Consider the following 21877-nt stretch of genomic DNA (forward strand, 5'->3'; position numbering starts at 1 on the left):
AAACGTTAATACCTATATTATACAGAATTTTCTTTGAATTTTGGAGAGAATTTTAGCGTGCTATTATATATTTCGTTTTGATTTAAAGAATGTTTAAGGACATCCTAGCATACCTTTTATAATAATCCGATTGAACAAGGAGATGGGGGAGGAGCTATAATGGATATTCTAAAAAAGATTGAACAGCATCGAGCAGCAGAAGAACGGTTACAATGGGAAGGGACGTTTGCGGAGTATTTGGAGCTTGTGAAAGAAAGACCATGGGTGGCTCAAACAGCACACTCTCGCATTTACAATATGATAAAAGATGCTGGAATTGAAGAAGTTGATGGTAGAAGAAAGTATAACTTCTTTAGTAATCAGCTCTTTGGATTAGAGGATGCTCTAGAACGTCTTGTAGAGGAATATTTTCATCCATCTGCAAAACGATTAGATGTTAGAAAAAGAATTTTATTATTAATGGGTCCTGTTAGTGGAGGGAAATCAACTTTAGTTACGATGTTGAAACGAGGATTAGAAACATATTCACGAACAGATCGTGGAGCAATTTTTGCAATTAAAGGATGCCCAATGCATGAGGATCCACTGCATTTAATTCCACATCATTTACGAGATGATTTCTTTGATGAGTATGGGGTTAGAATTGAAGGGAATTTATCACCACTAAATGTCATGCGTTTAGAGCAAGAATACGGATCAAGAATTGAGGATGTAGTTGTAGAGCGTATTTTCTTCTCTGAAGATCGCCGTACAGGGATTGGTACATTTAGCCCGTCTGATCCAAAATCACAGGATATTGCAGATTTAACAGGTAGTCTGGACTTTTCTACGATTGCAGAATATGGTTCAGAATCAGATCCGCGTGCGTATCGATTTGATGGAGAATTAAATAAGGCGAACCGAGGAATGATGGAGTTCCAAGAGATGTTAAAATGCGATGAGAAGTTTTTATGGCACTTATTATCGCTTACGCAAGAAGGGAATTTCAAAGCGGGAAGATTTGCGCTTATTTCAGCAGATGAATTAATTGTAGCGCATACGAATGAAACAGAGTATCGCTCATTTATAGCAAATAAGAAAAATGAAGCATTGCACTCAAGAATTATTGTAATGCCAGTTCCTTATAATTTACGAGTAAGTGAAGAAGAACATATTTATGAAAAAATGATTCGTGAAAGTGATGTTTCGAATGTTCACATTGCACCACACACACTTCGCGTTGCAGCAATGTTCACTATTTTAACTCGTTTAAAAGATCCGAAGCGTCCGGATATTGATTTAATTAAAAAGATGCGTTTGTATGATGGAGAAACGGTAGAAGGTTATAATGCGATTGATGTAGAGGAGCTACAACGAGAATATCAAGATGAAGGTATGAAGGGTATTGATCCTCGTTATGTCATTAACCGAATTTCGTCTACAATCATTCGAAAAGAGGTACCATCTATTAACGCGTTAGATGTACTTAGATCTTTAAAAGATGGGCTGGATCAGCATCCATCGATTAGTAATGAAGACCGTGAACGTTATATGAATTTCATCTCATTAGCGAGAAAAGAATACGATGAAATCGCGAAGAAAGAAGTACAAAAGGCGTTTGTTTATTCATATGAAGAATCGGCTAAGACACTTATGGATAATTATTTAGATAACGTCGAGGCGTACTGCAATAAATCGAAATTACGTGATCCGTTAACAGGAGAAGAAATGAGTCCAGATGAAAAATTAATGCGCTCAATTGAAGAGCAAATTGGGATTTCAGAAAATGCTAAGAAAGCGTTCCGTGAAGAGATTTTAATTCGCATTTCTGCTTATGCCCGTAAAGGAAAACGCTTTGATTATAATTCACATGAACGTCTTCGTGAAGCGATTCAGAAAAAACTATTTGCTGATTTAAAAGATATAGTGAAAATTACAACATCAACGAAAACGCCGGACGAAAATCAGCTTAAGAAAATCAATGATGTTGTTGCGCGTTTAATTGATGAGCATGGCTATAATTCTTCTTCAGCAAATGAATTATTACGCTATGTAGGTAGCTTGTTAAACCGATAGTTTGATAACAAAACGCTGTCTCTTGTATTTTGCGGGACAGCGTTTTATTATCCGTTCATATGTGTATAAAGTGTCATACCTTGTCCAAATGTAATAAATTAAGATGCAATTTCATGAATTTATTGTCAATTATTTTTACAATATGCATATGATAGAGTAACCAACCATTCATATGAAAAAAGCCAACACAATACAATATGTTGCAAAGTAAAAATGTGTGCAACAATGCATTGTGTTTCTTTCTTATCAGTGGCTGAATATTTCTTTCTATTATGTGAGTGGAAAAATTTTGTTTAGGATGCTCGGGGTATTGTATGAAAAACGTTATAAATGTTTATGGGATGATTTTCTGTGGGCAGTTACCTTTCAAATATTCTAGCTTGCACATTACAGAACAAAATTTATAGATTGCTGTTCATACAGGAAGACAATTACAGTAAGGAGGGAAAGGAATGAGCGAAGAAAATCAACCAAATTATACGATTTCACAGGAAAACTGGTCCCTCCATCGCAAAGGATATGACGACCAACAACGCCATCAAGAAAAAGTACAAGAGGCAATTAAGAATAATTTACCCGATCTTGTGACAGAAGAAAGTATAGTTATGTCTAATGGTAAAGATGTTGTAAAAATACCAATTCGTTCTCTAGATGAATATAAGATTAGATACAATTATGATAAAAATAAACATGTCGGGCAAGGAAACGGTGACAGCAAAGTTGGTGATGTCGTTGCGAGAGATGGATCAGGTGGTCAAAAACAAAAAGGGCCAGGAAAAGGGCAAGGAGCAGGAGATGCAGCTGGGGAAGATTACTATGAAGCTGAAGTCTCTATTTTAGAATTAGAGCAGGCGTTTTTCAGAGAGTTAGAGCTGCCTAATTTAAAGAGAAAAGAAATAGATGAAAACCGGATTGAACATGTTGAATTTAATGACATTAGAAAAACAGGATTATGGGGAAATATCGATAAGAAACGAACAATGATATCTGCATATAAACGAAATGCGATGCGTGGTAAAGCATCTTTCCATCCAATTCATCAAGAAGACTTAAAGTTCCGCACTTGGAATGAAGTATTAAAGCCAGATTCAAAGGCTGTTGTGTTAGCGATGATGGATACGAGTGGATCGATGGGAATGTGGGAGAAGTATATGGCACGTAGCTTCTTTTTCTGGATGACAAGATTTTTACGCACAAAGTATGAAACAGTTGATATTGAATTTATTGCTCACCATACAGAAGCGAAAGTCGTCACAGAAGAAGAATTTTTCTCAAAAGGAGAAAGTGGCGGAACAATATGTTCTTCCGTATATAAAAAGGCATTAGAACTGATTGATAATAAATATTCACCAGACCGCTATAATATTTATCCATTCCATTTTTCAGACGGTGATAATTTAACATCAGATAACGCTAGGTGTGTAAAGCTTGTGGAAGAATTAATGAAGAAATGTAATATGTTTGGATATGGGGAAGTGAATCAGTATAACCGCCATAGTACACTCATGTCAGCCTATAAAAATATTAAAGATGAAAACTTTAGATACTATATTTTAAAGCAAAAAGCAGACGTATTTCATGCGATGAAAAGCTTTTTTAGAGAGGAATCAGGTGAGAAAATGGCATAACCTCTTTTAAAGAGGTTCTTTTTTTGTAAACTTTTTATTTTTTTAGTTGACAATGATAATGAAAATCATTATCATTTATTCGAGAAATGATTACATTTCGAATTATATATTTTGGAGGAGATGTAAAGTTGAAACAAAATAAAAGAAAACGTATAAATGCAATGATTATAGCGGCGGCGTTATCACTTCCGTTTGCTGTTTATTCAACACCTGCTTTAGCGGCAGTGGCAATTGAGGCGAATAAAACGGGACAAGGTTTAGAAGATGGTACATATGACGCTGTTATTAAAGCGTATAAAGATAAAACGAATGAAGAGTCTATGGCAGCTGTTTATATAAAGGATCCGAAATTAACAATTGAGAATGGAAAGAAAATTGTAACAGCAACGTTAAGTGATAGTGATTTCTTCCAATACTTGAAAACAGAGGATATTCATACGCCAGGTGTGTTTCATGATGTAAAGGTCCTATCAGAAGACAAAAAGAAAAATGGGACGAAGGTTATTCAATTTGAAGTTGGAGAATTAGGAAAAACATACAATATGCAAATGCATATTTATATTCCAACGATGGCCTATGATAATAAATATCAAGTGCAGTTTGAAGTAAATGCTATAAATTTAGAAAACAATGTTCCAGAAAAACAAAAGGAAAATAAAGAGGAGCAACAAGATGAAAACGGAAATGTAATATTAGATAAGCAATTACAAAAATATATTAATAAATATAACTTAGATAGAGATAATGTAGATACGCCAATCACAAAGAAAGATTTATTACAAATTAAAACATTATCCATTTATTCAGGTAAAGGGATAAATGGAATAGCTGGTTTAGAGTATATGACAAATTTAGAGAAGTTGACGTTACGAGAGTCTAATGTAACAGATATATCAGCCATCTCGAAATTGAGAAGTTTGAAGTACGTTGATTTAACTTCTAATTCAATTGAAAGTATTCATCCAATTGGGCAATTAGAGAATATTAATATGCTTTTTTAAGAGATAATAAAATTTCTGATCTTACACCATTAAGTAAAATGAAAAAAATCAAAACATTAGATTTAATCGGTAATAACATTAAAGATATCCAGCCATTATTTACATTATCAACTATGAAACAATTATACTTAGCAAATAATCAAATCAGTGATCTTAATGGAATTGATCGATTAAATAATGTGGAACTATTATGGATAGGGAACAATAAAATTAATAATGTTGAATCTATTAGTAAAATGAGTAATCTTATTGAACTAGAAATTGCTGATAGTGAAATAAAAGATATATCACCATTATCTCAATTAGGAAATTTACAAGTGTTGAATTTAGAAGAGAATTATATCTCTGATATATCGCCGCTGAGCACCTTAACAAATTTACATGAGATAAATCTTGGAGCAAATGAAATTTCTGACGTAAGACCTGTTGAGGAATTAGGTAAGCGAATTTCAATTGACATTCAAAGACAAAAAATCTTTTTAAATGAAGCAAGCGTAGATGAAGAAATAAAAATCCCAGTATACAGCCTTAAAGGAGAGCCACTTCAAAATATTAATGTAAAAAGTGAGGGGGCTACTCTGAATAACGGATTTATAAAATGGAATAGTCCTGGAGAAAAAATATATGAATTTAAACTAGATACTAATTCTACTGAAAGTAAAATAAGATTTAATGGTACGGTTATACAGAATATAGTTGAAAAACAAAAAGAAAGTCAAAATGTAATTCTCGATAAAACTTTACAACAACATATTAATAAAGAGAATTTAGGTAGAGAGAATTTAAACGCTCCTATAACAAAAGAAGATTTATTACAGATTAAAACAGTAGAGATACTTAAAGAAAAAGGAAAAGAGATAAAAGATATAACAGGTTTAGAGTACATGACGAATTTAGAAAAACTCACTTTAGAAGGAGTAGGCCTAAAAAATATAGAGTTTATCTCAAACTTGAAACAATTGAACGATGTAAATGTATCTCATAATCAAATTGAAGATACAACACCGTTATCTTTATTGAAAAATTTGCAATGGTTAAATCTTACAGATAATCGTATTAAAGATGTAACGGTTCTTGGCTCAATGTTAGACTTACTTAGTTTAAAATTAGCTGAAAATGAGATTCGTGATGTAAGGCCATTAATACAATTAGGTCAGTGGGGGACAATTGATGTTAGAAGGCAAAAGGTCATTTTGGATGATGCAGAAATAAATAAAGAAGTGACAATTTCTGTATATGATCTAGAGGGAGAGCCAATTGAAAAGATTACACTAAAGAGTGAAGGTGGAACGCTTACCGATGAGGGAATCATTTGGAGTACTTTAGGAGAAAAAATATATGAATTTGATTTAGATGCAGATCATTATGAGACTGGCATATTATATAGTGGCATTGTAATTCAGAATATAGTAGAAACATTAATACCGAAAGAAGAAGTAAAAGAGCCGGTAAAAGAAGTTGAAGAAACAAAAGAAGAAGTGAAAGAACCGGTAAAAGAAGTTGAAGAAGTAAAAGAAGAAGTAAAAGAGCCAACAAAAGAAGTTGAAGAAGCGAAAGAAGAAGTAAAAGAGCCGGTAAAAGAAGTTGAAGAAGCGAAAGAAGAAGTAAAAGAGCCGGTAAAAGAAGTTGAAGAAGCGAAAGAAGAAGTAAAAGAGCCGGTAAAAGAAGTTGAAGAAGCGAAAGAAGAAGTAAAAGAGCCGGTAAAAGAAGTTGAAGAAGCGAAAGAAGAAGTAAAAGAGCCGGTAAAAGAAGTTGAAGAAACAAAAGAAGAAGTAAAAGAGCCGGTAAAAGAAGTTGAAGAAACAAAAGAAGAAGTAAAAGAGCCAACAAAAGAAGTTGAAGAAGCGAAAGAAGAAGTAAAAGAATCAGCAACAGGATTGGATCAAGAGCCAAAAGGGAATAATCAAGTTGTTGAAAAAGAGAGAAGAAAAGCAGACACATTAAATAAACAACATACTAATAAGCCAGAGGAAGGCAAGAAATCTTTACCATCAACAGGCGGTGAAGCTAGCACATCGACTTTACTTTCTGGAATAACACTTGTTCTTTCCGCCCTAAGTATGTTCGTATTTAGAAAGAGATTATTTAAGAAATGAATAACGTTTAATCTTATTATTAGATATAACTAATTTTTACTTTTTCGAGAAGACATTATCATGGCAGTTTCATTAGAAACATGCATATGATGATGTCTTTTTTTATGAGAGAAGGATATTGCTGGGCATTTCTAAGTGTATTAGAAATGGAAGAAAGCAGGTTATTGGCGGGAGATAAAGGTTGATTTGTTCACGATATGTACAAATTGTAGGAAGAAATAATATGAAATATTGCATTTTATATTGTTACATCCAGATTTTATGTTAAATTCTTGAATGGAATATTAAAATAGGGGGCAAGGATATGAACAAGAAATCAAAGATCAATAAAGTGATGCTTAGCATTAGTACAATGGCTTTATCGTTAGGGGCACTTCAAACTCATGCAGCAGCGGAAGAAAAAGTACCGTATAACGTGTTGAAAACGAAACCGGTTGGAATTGAAAAGCCGGTAGATGAAGTTGGACATATTTCAAAAGTTGATGAAACTTTATCATTTCAAGAACGTTTAAAAGTAGGAGATTTTTCACAGCGACCAGCATCTATTACGAAGAAAACTGCAGTAAAGCAAGTTAAAGAAAGCTATTCAATGGCTGATTTAAACAAAATGAATGATCAAGAATTAGTTGAAACGTTAGGTAGTATTAAGTGGCACCAAATTACAGACTTATTCCAGTTTAATGAAGATGCAAAGGCTTTTTATAAAGATAAAGGAAAAATGCAAGTCATTATAGATGAATTAGCTCATAGAGGTAGTACATTTACGAAAGATGATTCAAAAGGAATTCAAACGTTTACTGAAGTGTTGCGTTCAGCTTTTTATCTTGCATTTTATAATAGTGAATTAAGCGACTTAAATGAAAGAAGCTTCCAGGATAAATGTTTACCTGCTTTAAAAGCAATCGCAAAAAATCCAAACTTTAAGCTTGGTACAGATGAACAAGATACAGTCGTATCTGCATACGGAAAATTAATTAGTAATGCATCAAGTGATGTTGAAACAGTTCAATACGCATCAAATATTTTAAAGCAATACAATGATAATTTTACTACTTATGTAAATGATCGAATGAAGGGACAAGCAATATACGATATGATGCAAGGGATTGACTATGATATACAGTCTTATTTAGTTGAGGCCCGTAAAGAAGCGAATGAAACGATGTGGTATGGAAAAGTAGATGGGTTTATTAATGAAATAAATCGTATTGCTCTTCTAAATAAAGTAACGCCAGAAAATAAATGGCTCGTTAATAATGGCATTTATTTTGCTAGCCGATTAGGGAAATTTCATAGCAATCCGAATAAAGGATTAGAGGTTGTTACACAAGCAATGCATATGTACCCGCGCTTAAGTGAACCGTATTTTGTTGCGGTAGAACAAATTACAACAAATTATAATGGTAAAGATTATAGGGGGAATACAGTAGACTTAGAGAAAATACGTAAAGAAGGAAAAGAGCAGTACTTACCAAAAACGTATACATTCGATGATGGATCAATTGTGTTCAAAACAGGAGATAAGGTATCAGAAGAAAAAATTAAGAGATTATATTGGGCTGCGAAGGAAGTAAAGGCACAGTATCACCGTGTAATTGGAAATGACAAAGCGTTAGAGCCAGGAAATGCGGATGATGTGTTAACAATCGTAATTTATAATAGTCCAGATGAATATCAGTTAAATAGACAATTGTATGGGTATGAAACAAACAACGGTGGAATTTATATAGAAGAAACAGGAACATTCTTTACATATGAGCGTACACCAGAGCAAAGTATTTATAGTTTAGAAGAGTTATTCCGTCATGAATTTACTCATTATCTGCAAGGGAGATATGAAGTTCCTGGTTTATTTGGAAGAGGAGATATGTATCAAAATGAAAGGCTAACTTGGTTCCAAGAAGGAAATGCAGAGTTTTTCGCAGGCTCTACTCGTACGAATAACGTTGTACCAAGAAAGAGTATAATTAGCGGATTATCATCTGATCCTGCAAGCCGTTATACTGCAGAGCGCACACTATTTGCTAAATACGGTTCTTGGGATTTCTATAATTACTCGTTCGCATTGCAGTCTTACTTATATACGCATCAGTTTGAAACATTTGATAAAATTCAAGATTTAATTCGTGCGAATGACGTGAAAAATTATGATGCATATCGTGAAAATCTAAGTAAAGATCCTAAGTTAAATAAAGAGTATCAAGAGTATATGCAACAATTAATTAATAATCAAGATACATACACTGTACCAGAAGTAGCTGATGATTATTTAGCTGAACATGCAACGAAGTCATTAACAGCGGTGAAGAAAGAAATTAGTGATACGTTGCCTATGAAAGATACAAAAATGACAAAACATAATTCTCAATTCTTTAATACATTTACATTAGAAGGTACGTATACAGGTAGTGTCACAAAAGGTGAATCAGAAGATTGGAAAGCAATGAGTAAAAGAGTAAATGAATCTTTAGAACAATTGGCGCAAAAAGAATGGAGTGGCTACAAAACTGTTACAGCATACTTCGTCAATTATCGTGTGAATAGCTCAAATGAATTTGAATATGATGTAGTCTTCCATGGAATCGCAAAAGATGATGGAGAAAATAAAGCTCCGACGGTTAATGTAAACGGACCTTATAATGGAGTTGTAAAAGAGGGAATTCAATTTAAAAGTGATGGCTCAAACGATGAAGATGGAAAAATTGTTTCTTATTTATGGGAATTTGGAGATGGAAGCACAAGTGCAGAAGTGAATCCAGTACATGTATATGAAAGAGAAGGTTCTTATAAAGTATCGTTAAGAGTAAAAGATGATAAAGGAAAAGAGAGCAGAAGCGAAACAACTGTTACGATTAAAGATGGAAGTTTAACAGAATCAGAGCCAAATAATAGTCCAGAGGAAGCAAATCGTATTGGGCTAAATAGTACGATAAAAGGCAGTCTCATTGGCGGGGACCACACTGATGTTTATACATTTAATGTAGCATCAACGAAAGATATCGACATTTCTGTTTTAAATGAGTATGGAATTGGGATGACATGGGTACTTCACCATGAATCAGATATGCAAAATTATGCGGCTTACGGTCAAGCCAATGGGAATCATATAGAAGCAAAATTTAATGCAAAACCAGGCAAGTATTACTTGTATGTATATAAATATGATAATGGTGATGGAACTTACAAATTATCAGTAAAATAAGTACTTTTCCAATGTATGTTTAACTTTACTTTTTGTGGAAAACAATATATTATATAGATATATAATATATCGGTTATTTTCTAGGAGGAGCCTGTCACAATAGGTTTCTCCTGTTCTTTTTTAGAGGCCTGTCTTACAGGCTTTTCTTTAAAGGTCAAATAACTGAAAATTAAGAATGATAATCTTTGAAAGAGGTGGGGCATACACATAACAAAAAAGGGATTGTTTAAGAAAGGGGGATAAGAAATGGTCTTGTTTGGTTATCCACTTGAAACAATTTATTTATATGGATTTATTATTGCTACTATACTCACTGTAATTTATATCTTTTTTGGAGATATATTTGAATCCATATTTAGTTTTGGAGGCGGATCTGTATCCGTTGTTACTTTATTACTTAGTTTTTTCGCCATGTTATGTGGACTTAGTTATATAGGAGAATATTTATTTTCCTTTAATAGTATTCTTATTTTCGGGTCTGCATTTGCTATATCTTTTATCGGTGTTTTCATCATGAAAATACTAATTTTAAAACCGATTGCAGAAGCAGAACAAAACACGGTGCAACGTATGGGTGAATTTATCGGTTGCAAAGGAGAAGTCATTACGACAATTCCTACAGAAGGATTTGGTGAAGTATTAATTTCATCCCAATTTGGAAGTAATGCAATCCCAGCTAAAACAGTTGGAAAAAAAGATATTTCGCAAGGAACAGAGGTTATTATCGAGGGAGTCCAAGATGGTGTTTTACTTGTACAAAACATCGCTTATTCTTTAAAGAAACCAAAATTATAAGGGGGAATTTGCATGACGATTCCATTAATTATCGGTGGAGTTTTACTCGCAATTTTAATTCTACTCATTTTAGTATTTATTACGAAGTATCGTACGGTTGGTCCAGATGAAGCGTTAATTGTTACAGGGAACTGGCTTGGTGGTGGAAAGAATGTTGTTACCACTGATGATGGAAAGAAGATTAAGATTATTCGCGGGGGCGGTACTTTCGTAGTTCCAATTATGCAAAGAGCAGAGCCTTTAAGCTTATTAAATTATAAATTAGAAGTTGGTACACGTGATACGTATACGAAACAAGGTGTACCGATCACAGTAAACGGTGTTTCTATTATTAAAGTGGGATCAACAATTGAAGAGGTTTCCACAGCGGCTGAACAATATTTAGGAAAAGAAACAGAAGAGTTAAAAATAGAAGCAAAAGAAGTTTTAGAAGGGCATCTCCGTGCTATCTTATCTTCTATGACAGTAGAAGATGCGTATAGTAATAGAGAGCAATTTGCTCAAAAGGTACATGAAGTAGCTTCTACAGATTTAAAGAAGATGGGACTTCGCATTGTTTCCTTCACAATTAAAGAAATAATGGATAAAAACGGATACTTAGATGCGCTTGGTCAGCCGCAAATTGCAACAGTTAAGCGTGATGCAACAATTGCGAACGCAGAGCGTGAAAAAGAAGCACGTATTGAAAAAGCACGTGCTGAAAAAGAAGCAAAAGAAGCAGAATATCAACGTGATGCACAGATCGCTGAAGCTGAAAAACATAAAGAATTAAAAGTACAGTCCTATAAAAGGGAACAAGAGCAAGCACGTGCAGATGCGGATCTTTCTTACGAATTACAACAAGCGAAAGCACAACAAGGTGTTACAGAAGAGCAAATGCGCGTTAAAATCATTGAGCGTGAGAAACAAATTGAATTAGAAGAAAAAGAGATTGCGCGTCGTGAAAAGCAATATGATGCAGAAGTTAAGAAAAAAGCCGATGCAGATCGCTATGCTGTTGAGCAATCAGCGGAAGCAGAAAAAGTAAAACAAATTAAAAAAGCCGATGCGGATCAATATAAGATTGAAGCAGAAGCGAGAGCACGTGCAGAAGAAGTACGTGTAGAAGGTTTAGCGAAGGCGGAAATTGAAAAAGCACAAGGTCAAGCGAAAGCGGAAGTACAAAAAGCGCAAGGTACAGCAGAGGCAGATGTTATTAGATTAAAAGGTTTAGCAGAAGCAGAAGCGAAACAAAAAATCGCAGAAGCATTTGAATTATATGGTCAAGCGGCAATTATGGATATGGTTCTTAAAATGCTTCCAAGTTATGCGAAGGAACTTGCAAGTCCGCTTAGTAATATTGATAAAATCACAGTTGTCGATACAGGCGGCGGTGGTAAAAATAGCGGGGCCGGAAAAGTTGCGGGTTATGCGACTGATTTAATGGCAACGATGCAAGAAACGTTAAAAGCTTCTTCTGGCATTGACTTAAAAGAGCTATTAGAAGGATTTGCAGGAAAAGGAGCGGTACAACAATTATCAAGCGATAAACCTGTTGTATCTGTAGTAGAAGATGAGAAAAAAGAAGTAGAAAAAGATAAAGAATAGTAAGGTGGAAAGAACCTCTAGTAAGTGAAATACTAGAGGTTCTTCTGTGAATTATAATATTTCGAATAATATACATTTTTATACATTGTTTTAATTATTTAATTTATATAGAATGAAAAAGATATGTATCAATTCTTTATGATGTAGAAAAAGATAGAGAGTCTCATCGATACATTTAAATCGTATTATTTTTATAGAAAGATTAAATGTTAATTAATTACATTTAAAACGGTATGGAGGGGTAGAAGTATGTTTCAAGGGAAATTAAGGAGTAGTAGTTTAAAAACAAAGTTACTTGTATCATTTATTATTATTTTAATTCTTCCAAGTATTGTAATTGGTTGGACGTCTTATCAACAGGCGAAGACGAATTTTAATGAAACGATTTTAAACTCGGCGAAAGATAATATAAAAATTTTGGATAATGTAATTAATAAAGAATTGGATAGTAAAAAAATAGATGCAACTTATTTTACAAAATTATTCACACAATCAAGTTACCAAGCAGATCAAATTCAAAACATACAAAATAAACTAGAAGAATACAATAAACTGCATCCAGAAATGGAAGCAATCTATACAGGATCTAGTAATGGACAGTTTATTCAATCACCAGCTATTCAGATGCCAGATGGATATAATCCTACAGAAAGAGATTGGTATAAAGAGGCAGTGAAGAAAAGCGGAGAAGTAATTGTAACTGCTCCATATAAGTCAAAAACGACAGGGAATATTGTTATTACACTAGCAAAACAAAATGAGGATAAAAGTGGCGTTCTTGGGATTGACTTAATCATTAATGATATTGTTACTACTTCCAAGATGGTTAATATCGGTAAGGAAGGATATGTAGCAATATTTGATCAAGATAAAAATGTAGTAGCGCACCCGAAAATGAAGCCAGGAGAGAAATTAGAAGAGAAACTTAGTAAAGAATTGTATAAACAGGAAGCTGGGGATGTTCATTATTCATTAGATGGTGAAGATCGTAATATCACTTTTAAAACGAATAAGAAAACTGGATGGAAAATAGCAGGAATTATGCCTTCCAAAGAAATTATCGAAGCGGCTGAACCTATTTTCTATAAAACAATAACTGTTCTTGGAATTTCGTTAATAATCGGTGGGATTGTAATTTACTTCATTATTGCGTCTATTATTAAACCGTTAAAACAACTTGTTATATCATCGAAGAAGATTAGTGAAGGCGATTTAACAGAATCAATTACAGTTCATTCTAAAGATGAAATTGGACAGCTAGGAGAAAGCTTTAACGAGATGGCTACATCGTTACATAGTGTCATTTCCAATATAAACATTTCAGCAAGTCATGTAGCAGCATCTTCAGAAGAATTAACAGCTAGTATGAAGCAGACAAGCGAAGCAACGGAACAAATTACACAGGCGATAGAGCAAGTATCGAGTGGTGCAGAAATACAAACGAAAGAAGTTGAAGAAGGAGCAACATTGTTAGAAGAAGTTACAGAAGGAATTCAGCGTGTTGCAGATAGTTCTTCATTAGTATCTACAGCCTCTATGTATACGAAGAAAAAAGCTGAAAATGGTGGGAAGTTAGTTGAAAAAAATGTGAATCAAATGCAATTAATTCATGATTCTGTTTCACAGTCAGACAAAATCATTGGTTTGTTAGACGATAAGTCGAAACAAATTGGAGCAATTCTTGAAGTGATTCAACATATTGCAGAACAGACAAATTTATTAGCGTTAAATGCGGCAATTGAGGCTGCGAGAGCTGGAGAGCAAGGAAGAGGATTTGCAATTGTAGCAGATGAAGTGCGAAAGCTAGCAGAACAATCAGGACAGTCTTCTACGGAAATTGGAAAACTAGTGAAAGAGATTCAATTTGATATAAAAGAAACAGTAAGCTCTATGAATCAAGTTGGAGCAGAAGTACAATCAGGACTTGTAGTTGCAAATGAAACGAAGCAAAGCTTTGCCGAAATATTGAAGTCTACAAATGATACAGTTGTACAAATTGATAGCATGGTAGATGTAGCAAAACAAATGACGGTAGATGCAAAGCAAGTAAGTGCATCTATTAATGAAATTGCAGCTACGATTGAAGAAAATGCAGCAAGTGTTCAAAATATTGCTGGTTCCTCAGAGGAACAATTAGCTTCAGTAGATGAAATAAATGCAGCAGCAGTCCATTTATCACAAATGGCAGAGGAATTACAAGAGATGATTGGTAAGTTTAAAATATAATAATAAACTGTTAAGAAACGAAGTAGTGCTTATGCTTCGTTTCTTTTTTATGAAGATAAAAAAGAAAGAAATATATAGTAAGCGTGTTATGATAATAAAAAACTGTATTTTCTTTAAATTCTATCTTTAATTATGTTAGGGGAATGGTTTTGAAATTGAAAAAATTAAAACTACAACCGAGAATTACATTAACTATTAGTACACTTATTCTTGTTGTACTTATGCTAACGAGTTATTTATTTTATTACATATTATCTGAAACAGTAGAAGAGCAAATTGGGAAAAGAGCTTTGCATGTTGCGAAAACAGTTGCCGCTATACCAGAAATTCAGGAAGCTTTTCAAAAAGAAAATCCAGCTTCTATTATTCAGCCAATCGCAGAAAAAATTCGAATTGATACAGAAGCTGACTTTATTGTAGTTGGAAATAAAGAGGGGATTCGTTATGCGCATCCTGAGCAAGATAAAATAGGAGAAAAAATGGTTGGTGGAGATAATAAAGGCGTTTTATTAGAAGGGAAATCTTATGTTTCGAAAGCTAATGGATCATTAGGCCCTTCATTGCGTGGGAAAGTCCCAGTCCGTAACCAGGAAAATGAAATTATTGGCGTGGTGTCTGTTGGGTTTTCAATGGCTGATATTCATGGAGCAGTAGAAGTGTATGGAAAGCGGGTATTTTGGATTACAATAATAGGTCTTTTAATTGGGATAATCGGCTCTATATATTTAGCGGCAAGTATAAAAAGAATGATGTTCGGGATGGAACCAGAAGAAATTTCATCTTTATATGAAGAGCATAGTACAGTGATTCAATCTGTACGTGAAGGGATTATTGTAATCGATAAAAATGGCATGATTAGTTTAGTCAATCAAGCAGCTTATGATATTCTTTCGCTAAATAAACAACAAAATATTATTGGGGAATTTATTTTAAATGTAATTCCTAATTCAACGATACTAGATGTACTTCAAACTGGTGAAGAACAGTTTGATCGCCAATTAAATATAAAAGGACAGGCTGTTATTGCGAACCGTCTACCTATTAAAGTAAAGAATAAAGTAACTGGCGTTGTATCGAGCTTACGTTTGAAATCTGAAATGGATCAGTTAACAGCAGAATTATCTCAGACGAAGCAATATACAGAGGCATTACGAGCGCAAACGCATGAATATAACAATTTATTGTATACGCTTTCGGGTCTTATCCAATTAGAATCATATGAAGATGCTTTAGAGCTTATTCATAAGGAAACAGCAGTATATCAAGATTTTGTTCAATTTATTATGAAGCGAATTCAAAATCCGTGGTTAGGTGGAATTTTAATTGGATTTTATAATAGAGCACGAGAATTGAAGATTGATTTTATGCTAGATCGAGAAAGTAGTTTAGAGAAATTAAGTCCACACATTGAGAGTAATTATGTCGTTTCTATTTTAGGAAACTTAATTACGAATGCATTTGAAGCAATTGAAGGAAATCAAGAGGATGATAAGAAAGTAAGAATGTTTGTAACTGATATTGGAGAAGAAATATTAATTGAAGTGGAAGATGCAGGGCAAGGGATTCATGATGAAATAATTACTAACATATTCTATAAAGGTTTTTCGACGAAAGAAGGAGCAAAGCGAGGATATGGATTAGCAAAAGTGAAAGAGTTAGTAGAAGATTTAAATGGAAGTATTGCAATCGAAAAAGGGGATTTAGGTGGTGCGTTATTTATTATTGCACTACCAAAAGAGAGAGGCGAATAGTAATGGGTGAGGAGATTGAAGTATTAATTGTAGAAGATGATATTCGGATTGCGGACATTCATCGTCGTTTTACTGAAAAAATTGAGGGATTTAAAGTAATTGGAACGGCAACGACTGGAGAACAAGCGAAAGAATGGCTAGAGCTTGTGAAGCCACAGCTTGTTTTATTAGATGTGTACTTACCTGATATGCAAGGAACGGAACTTGTCACATATATTAGGCATCATTTGCACGATACAGATATTATTATGATTACAGCAGCATCGGAAACAGATGTAGTGAGGCACGCCCTGCGGGGCGGAGTAACAGATTATATCGTAAAGCCACTAATGTTTGACCGATTTAAAGCAAGTCTGGAAGGCTATCAAAAAAAGATTATACAGTTAAAGAAAAACAATCAATTATCTACAGAACAAATTGAATATTTATGGTCTCAAAGAGGCGTGAAGGGAGATCAAATAGAATATGCCCCGAAAGGGATAGATCCTTTAACTTTAGCGAAAATAAAAAAGCATATGTTAACAGTTAATGAAGAAGGGATTACAGCAGAGGTGCTAAGTTCAATGGTAGGCGTAAGCCGATCAACTGCAAGGCGTTATTTAGAGTATTTAATATCTGGGAAGAAAGTTCATGCAGAGCTAATATATGGGAGTGTGGGGAGACCGGAGAGACGGTATTTTCTTGAAGTAGTAAAAAAATAAAGAGGTATCAATAATTTAATATAAGGTTTTAATAAGTATATATCAAAGACTGTGTTTAAGATTAAAATTAATGGTTTTTGAATTTTTTATTTTATAAAGTATGATGAAATAAATTTATAGATGATAAGGTATTTAATTTTTAGATCCCCCTTCTACTTCACAATTTAGTTATGAAGTAGAAGGGGTTAGTATAACAATATAATTTTTAGGTTTAATTAACTATGTTTATTATTAATTAAATAATATATATGTATAATTTTCGTCTTGAATAACAATGTAAAATATGGTAAATTTTAAACAAATAAACATTTTATGTATGAGGAGGTGTGATTTTATTTTTTTGAAAATTCAGAAAAGTAAGGAGGTTATGATAATAAATTGAAATAGGAGAAGGGATAATAATGAAAAAATATATAATAATACTCTTATTTTTATCAGGGATAGTGTATATCTTTTCACAATTGAAGAACCAAAAATATGAAAAAAATTTAGATGAAAAGAAGTTTTTAGAGCAAAAAGAAAATTCATGGGAAAATGGATTAACACATATTAAAGAAAGTAACAGAGTGAAAATTGCAATTTTGGACAGTGGGATTAGCAAAAACCATCCTGATTTAGTAGGGAAAATAAAAGGGGAGTACAATGCTATAAATGTGGATGAGCCCATTGTGGATAATTTGGGACATGGAACAGCTATAGCAGGAATAATTGCAGCCAAAGATAATGATAAAGGGGTAGTCGGTATTTCTCCAGAATCGGATATTTTTTCAGTGAAGGTTTTATCTGATTCTGGAGAAGGTGATATTGGTAGCTTAATAAGAGGGATTGAATGGTGTATTAATAATGAAATGGATATTGTCAATATTAGCTTTGGTTTAGGGGCGAATAATTTGGAGCTGAGGGGGACTATAGATAAAGCAATTCAAAAAAATATAATAATTGTAGCAGCAGGAAATAATTATATTTCTAAGGTAGAATATCCAGCTAAGTTTGCAAATGTAATATCGGTTGGAGCAATTGATTCCAATTTACAAAGGGCTTCTTTTTCTTCCACTGGAAAAATCGATTTTACAGCCCCAGGGGTAAATATTTTATCTACAAATAATCTAGGAGGGTACGAGCGTTATAGTGGTACATCTTTTGCAACTGCCTATGTTACAGGAATTATTGCTAAAGTAATAAGTGAGGAAGAACACTACAATGATTCTATTAAAGAAGGAAAGGTAGATGCAGTAAAAGATTTATTGAAAAAATTGTCAGTAGATGCAGGGAGAACTGGATATGATAATGAGTATGGGTATGGAATTTTAAGATTAGAAGATTAAAAAATATGGGGGAGTGAGGTTGTTTTATGAGGAAAAGTAGAATGAATTTCAAAAAATATATTTCATCTTTTTTAATTTTAATTTTAATTGTAAGTACCTTGCCTCGTGTCGATATTGTACAAGCTGAAGAAGTGAGTGGAGAAAGTTACAATTATATTTTAGATGAAAATGGAGAAATACAGTTATCTGAAGATTTTAAAGAAGATATAGAAATTGTAAAAGATAATGATGAAATCGCGATTATCGAGACTAATCTAGAGGTTGAAGATAACGAATTGAATATAAATGCCGCACTAAATAAAGAAGAAGACACTATAACGGTTATTTCAACTGAAAATGCTGACACAAATAATGAAGTGAAAAAAGAATATAAGGTAGAAATTTCAGAGGCTACAGAGGATGTTTTTATTGCGACTTTTACGGATATAGAAACGGGTGAACAATATGTAGTCGATAATACTAAAACAAAAGCCTCGGCAGTAGTTTTACCCATAGCTGTTGTTTTAGGAGGGGCTCTAGTATCACATTTAATTGCAATTTCAGCAGCAATGGTTATAGCAGGTGTAACATATTATGTAGCAACTAAGGTTATTAGTCGATTGAAGCGAAGTGATCCTTATCATTATATGGCAAAATTAAGAAGTGGCAAATTATGGATTGGTAATAGTGTTTCTCAGTCACGAGCAGCGGCGCATTTAAGAGCAGGGGGCGATATTTGGTCTAGAAGCAATTCTTTAGCTTGGACAGTGGCGAATAAAGCAGGTAAGTATACTCCTACTAAAGCGGAGGTTCATGGGAATGGAGGTAGTTATTTTTATCATTTTCATGCACAGGACGCTCATAATAAAAGAGTAGGTGGGCATTCATTTTTTTAGAACTGGAGTGAAGAAGTAATATGGGCTTAAAGAAATTACACGAACAGTTTTTAAAATCACAATTGCCATATAAACATTCTATAAATGAGGTTAGAAAGCTTATAACCTTTAAATATAAAGCTATTTTAATAAGAAAAGAAGAACTTGTGAACCTTATGCTAGACCCTTATATTAACTATAAAACTATTGAGTGTGTGTTCGGTATTAATGATGAAAAAATCTTAAGGGGTTTATTATCAACAGAGGAAAAAATAATAGAGATTTTATTGAAAATGAGATTATGAATGATTCAAAAATTACTGATTCGGAAAAACAGCAGTTAATTAAAGAAGGCAGGGAAATTGTGATTATTATTGAATCAATCGATAAAAGGTTTATTTCTAATTTTACAATTCAGGGAAACTCAAAACAATTACTTAATGAATTATTAGTACTTAAAGGGATTAATCAAGCGGAATGTGTATTGACTAATGAAGAGTATAAGACTTTTCTTAATGCTTTAGTAATTGCAAAATATATTTAATAAAAAAGAACGTAGCTTACTGAAGTTACGTTCTTTTTGGAAGGGAATATATTATGACTCAACGTTATTTTCTTGCTGCAAAAAAGAGGTTGCCTATAGGGATATTTGGTAGAAAAGAAACAAAGAGAGTGGAAAGGGATAAGGCTTTCTTAGGATCAGAATTAGACTTTGCTGCAATTGTTGTAAGAGAGATAAAAAAAACAGAGATACCTAGTCATTTGCGAAATCCTTTTTGTGTTTCCATTACTCCAGAAGGAGGACAATTTAAAAATGGTTGCGAAACGAATTTGAAATGTTTACAGTTACTTTTTAATTATATTCAAGATATGAAGGATGAGTTATTTACACTTGAATTTTATACGGCTTGGTATGGAGAAGAAAATAATCCTGTATCTAACTATAGTGAATTGAATTTTAAAGATTTAGTTTCTCCCTTGCAATTAATATTGGCGGATCGGGAATATGTACTCTTAACAAAGAAAGATTGGTGAGTTTTATAAATAGCACATAAATTTATTTATGTGCTATTTCAGGCTGTGGAGAAAGTCTTCTCCACAGCCTGTTTTTGTGTCTGAACCTCTTTTTATGTGTCAACACTGATAAAAAGAGGTAAAGGAGAGATTTTTTATGATGGGTGCTTTAAAAAATCATCGTGATGAACGTGTATCTGTTTCTGTAGAAGAGTTGGTTCCACAAGATCATTTCCTTCGTGCGATCGAAGCGACAATTAGTTTTGATTTTATTGAAGAGAAGTTACGCCCTTATTACTGTGAAAACAATGGACGTCCGTCAATCCATCCTATCGTTTTATTTAAAATGATGTTTATTGGATATTTTTACGGTATTCGTTCGGAGCGTCAATTGGAAAAAGAGATTAAAACGAATATCGCCTACCGTTGGTTTTTAGGGTTTTCTCTATCAGATACTATTCCAGATCATTCTACAATCAGTTGGAATCGTCGTACTCGCTTTATTCATACAAATATTTTCGAAGAAATTTTTGATGAGATCGTGAGGCAAGCGACAGAGCACCGGATGGTGGGAGGACGTGCGCTGATGACAGATTCTACGCACATTAAGGCCAATGCTAATAAAAATAAGTTTGTACATAAATATAAAAAAGAAAAGGCAAAGTTTTATATAGATGAACTAGAAGCTGCGGTAATTGAAGATCGTGAGGTACACGAAAAAAAGAATTAAAACCTAGAAAGGAAAGTGATACTCCCACTAAAAAAACTCGTATAAGTACTACGGATCCAGATAGTGGATTTTTAATGAGAGATGGAAAACCGAACGGTTTTCATTTCTTAGACCATCGTACGACTGATGCGAAGTACAATATTATTACAGATACTTATGTAACGGCTGGAAATATGGCAGATTCCGAGCCATATTTAGCACGTCTACAAGCTCAAATTGATAAATTCGGATTTAAAGTGGAAGCTGTAGCTCTTGATGCAGGCTATTTTACAGGGTATATCTGTAAGAAATTATCGGAGAGAAATATATTTATGGTGATGGGGTATCGTCGATTTGGAAAACGAAATAAAGAAGTACCAAAAAGCCAATTTAAATATGTAGAAGAAATGAATGCATTTGCTTGTCCGATGGGGTGTATTTTAGAGTATGCGACAACGGATCGTGAAGGATATCGTCACTATAAATCCAACCCAGAAGACTGCGCTGTTTGTCCGCTACGTGAGGTATGTTTTTCAAAGAAACAAAAACAAAAAGTTATCACTCATCATATATGGGAGAAATATAAGGATATCGCTAGAAAAAACAAACTAACAGTTACAGGGAAAAAGTTGTACAAAGTACGCTGTTCAACTATAGAGCGAAGCTTTGCGGACGCCAAAGAACTACATGGCTATCGATATGCTCGATTTCGGGGGCTGAAGTCTGTCCAAATGCAGGCTTATCTTACCGCAACTTGTCAAAACATGAAAAAAATAGCCCTCCATCTGACCAAAAAAGGTCTGGTGGAGGGCTATTTTTTTGAAACTCTATTATTTTATGTTGTTTTTATTCGCTAAAATCAAAATGATTCCAGAGTGTGGGGAACCCTAAAGGGTTTCCCAACACTCTGAAATAGCACATAAATTTATTTAT

The 21877-nt window shown here is 33.6% G+C and carries 14 protein-coding genes and 2 pseudogenes; all 16 read left to right on the top strand.

Annotation, left to right across the window (positions count from 1 at the left end):
• Nucleotides 1–159 precede the first annotated feature (159 nt).
• The 16 genes and pseudogenes from JFU02_RS22220 (at nt 160) to JFU02_RS22290 (ending at nt 21801) form a co-directional block, all read left to right on the top strand.
• Nucleotides 160–2055 carry a PrkA family serine protein kinase gene (locus JFU02_RS22220; protein ID WP_000353273.1) on the top strand — a complete coding sequence of 632 codons (1896 nt, stop codon included), beginning with the start codon at nt 160–162 and terminating at the stop codon, nt 2053–2055.
• Nucleotides 2056–2507: 452 nt separating this feature from the next.
• Nucleotides 2508–3683, top strand: a complete 1176-nt coding sequence (gene yhbH, locus JFU02_RS22225) for a sporulation protein YhbH (RefSeq protein WP_097821147.1) — start codon at nt 2508–2510, stop codon at nt 3681–3683.
• 128 nt (nt 3684–3811) lie between these two features.
• Nucleotides 3812–6780 (top strand): annotated as a pseudogene (locus tag JFU02_RS22230) (leucine-rich repeat domain-containing protein).
• A gap of 304 nt (nt 6781–7084) precedes the next feature.
• Nucleotides 7085–9982, top strand: a complete 2898-nt coding sequence (gene colA, locus JFU02_RS22235) for a collagenase ColA (protein WP_061666986.1) — start codon at nt 7085–7087, stop codon at nt 9980–9982.
• Nucleotides 9983–10228: 246 nt separating this feature from the next.
• Nucleotides 10229–10777: an NfeD family protein gene (locus JFU02_RS22240; protein ID WP_000242439.1), complete on the top strand. Its 549-nt coding sequence runs from the start codon at nt 10229–10231 to the stop codon at nt 10775–10777.
• 12 nt (nt 10778–10789) lie between these two features.
• On the top strand, nt 10790–12364 hold the full coding sequence (locus tag JFU02_RS22245; RefSeq protein WP_000154999.1) for a flotillin family protein: 1575 nt from the start codon (nt 10790–10792) through the stop codon (nt 12362–12364).
• 249 nt (nt 12365–12613) lie between these two features.
• A pseudogene (locus JFU02_RS32810) lies at nt 12614–13648 on the top strand (HAMP domain-containing protein); the annotation flags it as partial.
• 81 nt (nt 13649–13729) lie between these two features.
• The gene (locus JFU02_RS32815) at nt 13730–14590 is read left to right on the top strand and encodes a methyl-accepting chemotaxis protein (RefSeq protein ID WP_374213787.1); all 861 of its coding nucleotides are present in this window, start codon (nt 13730–13732) and stop codon (nt 14588–14590) included.
• A gap of 143 nt (nt 14591–14733) precedes the next feature.
• On the top strand, nt 14734–16341 hold the full coding sequence (locus JFU02_RS22255) for an ATP-binding protein (protein ID WP_201071661.1): 1608 nt from the start codon (nt 14734–14736) through the stop codon (nt 16339–16341).
• Nucleotides 16342–16343: 2 nt separating this feature from the next.
• On the top strand, nt 16344–17042 hold the full coding sequence (locus tag JFU02_RS22260; RefSeq protein WP_000503460.1) for a response regulator: 699 nt from the start codon (nt 16344–16346) through the stop codon (nt 17040–17042).
• A 401-nt stretch (nt 17043–17443) separates the two neighbouring features.
• Nucleotides 17444–18367 carry a S8 family peptidase gene (locus tag JFU02_RS22265; protein ID WP_207193709.1) on the top strand — a complete coding sequence of 308 codons (924 nt, stop codon included), beginning with the start codon at nt 17444–17446 and terminating at the stop codon, nt 18365–18367.
• A gap of 41 nt (nt 18368–18408) precedes the next feature.
• Nucleotides 18409–19242 carry an SAR2788 family putative toxin gene (locus JFU02_RS22270; protein WP_001009644.1) on the top strand — a complete coding sequence of 278 codons (834 nt, stop codon included), beginning with the start codon at nt 18409–18411 and terminating at the stop codon, nt 19240–19242.
• Nucleotides 19243–19262: 20 nt separating this feature from the next.
• Nucleotides 19263–19526, top strand: coding sequence for a hypothetical protein (locus JFU02_RS22275; RefSeq protein WP_201071663.1), 264 nt, complete (start codon nt 19263–19265; stop codon nt 19524–19526).
• The gene (locus JFU02_RS22280) at nt 19523–19765 is read left to right on the top strand and encodes a hypothetical protein (RefSeq protein WP_061140043.1); all 243 of its coding nucleotides are present in this window, start codon (nt 19523–19525) and stop codon (nt 19763–19765) included. Before JFU02_RS22275 ends, JFU02_RS22280 begins: the two co-directional genes overlap by 4 nt.
• Before the next feature lie 53 nt (nt 19766–19818).
• A complete protein-coding gene (locus tag JFU02_RS22285) occupies nt 19819–20256 on the top strand; it encodes a hypothetical protein (RefSeq protein ID WP_000194259.1) in 438 nt (145 codons plus the stop codon).
• A 136-nt stretch (nt 20257–20392) separates the two neighbouring features.
• Nucleotides 20393–21801 (top strand): IS1182-like element ISBth7 family transposase gene (locus JFU02_RS22290; RefSeq protein WP_097821175.1). Its coding sequence is split into 2 segments (ribosomal slippage): nt 20393–20951 and nt 20951–21801, totalling 1410 coding nucleotides; the frame shifts between segments, so codons are not numbered across the junction.
• Nucleotides 21802–21877 lie beyond the last annotated feature (76 nt).

Source organism: Bacillus sp. TH13 (assembly GCF_016651175.1).
GTDB classification, from domain to species: domain Bacteria; phylum Bacillota; class Bacilli; order Bacillales; family Bacillaceae_G; genus Bacillus_A; species Bacillus_A thuringiensis_S.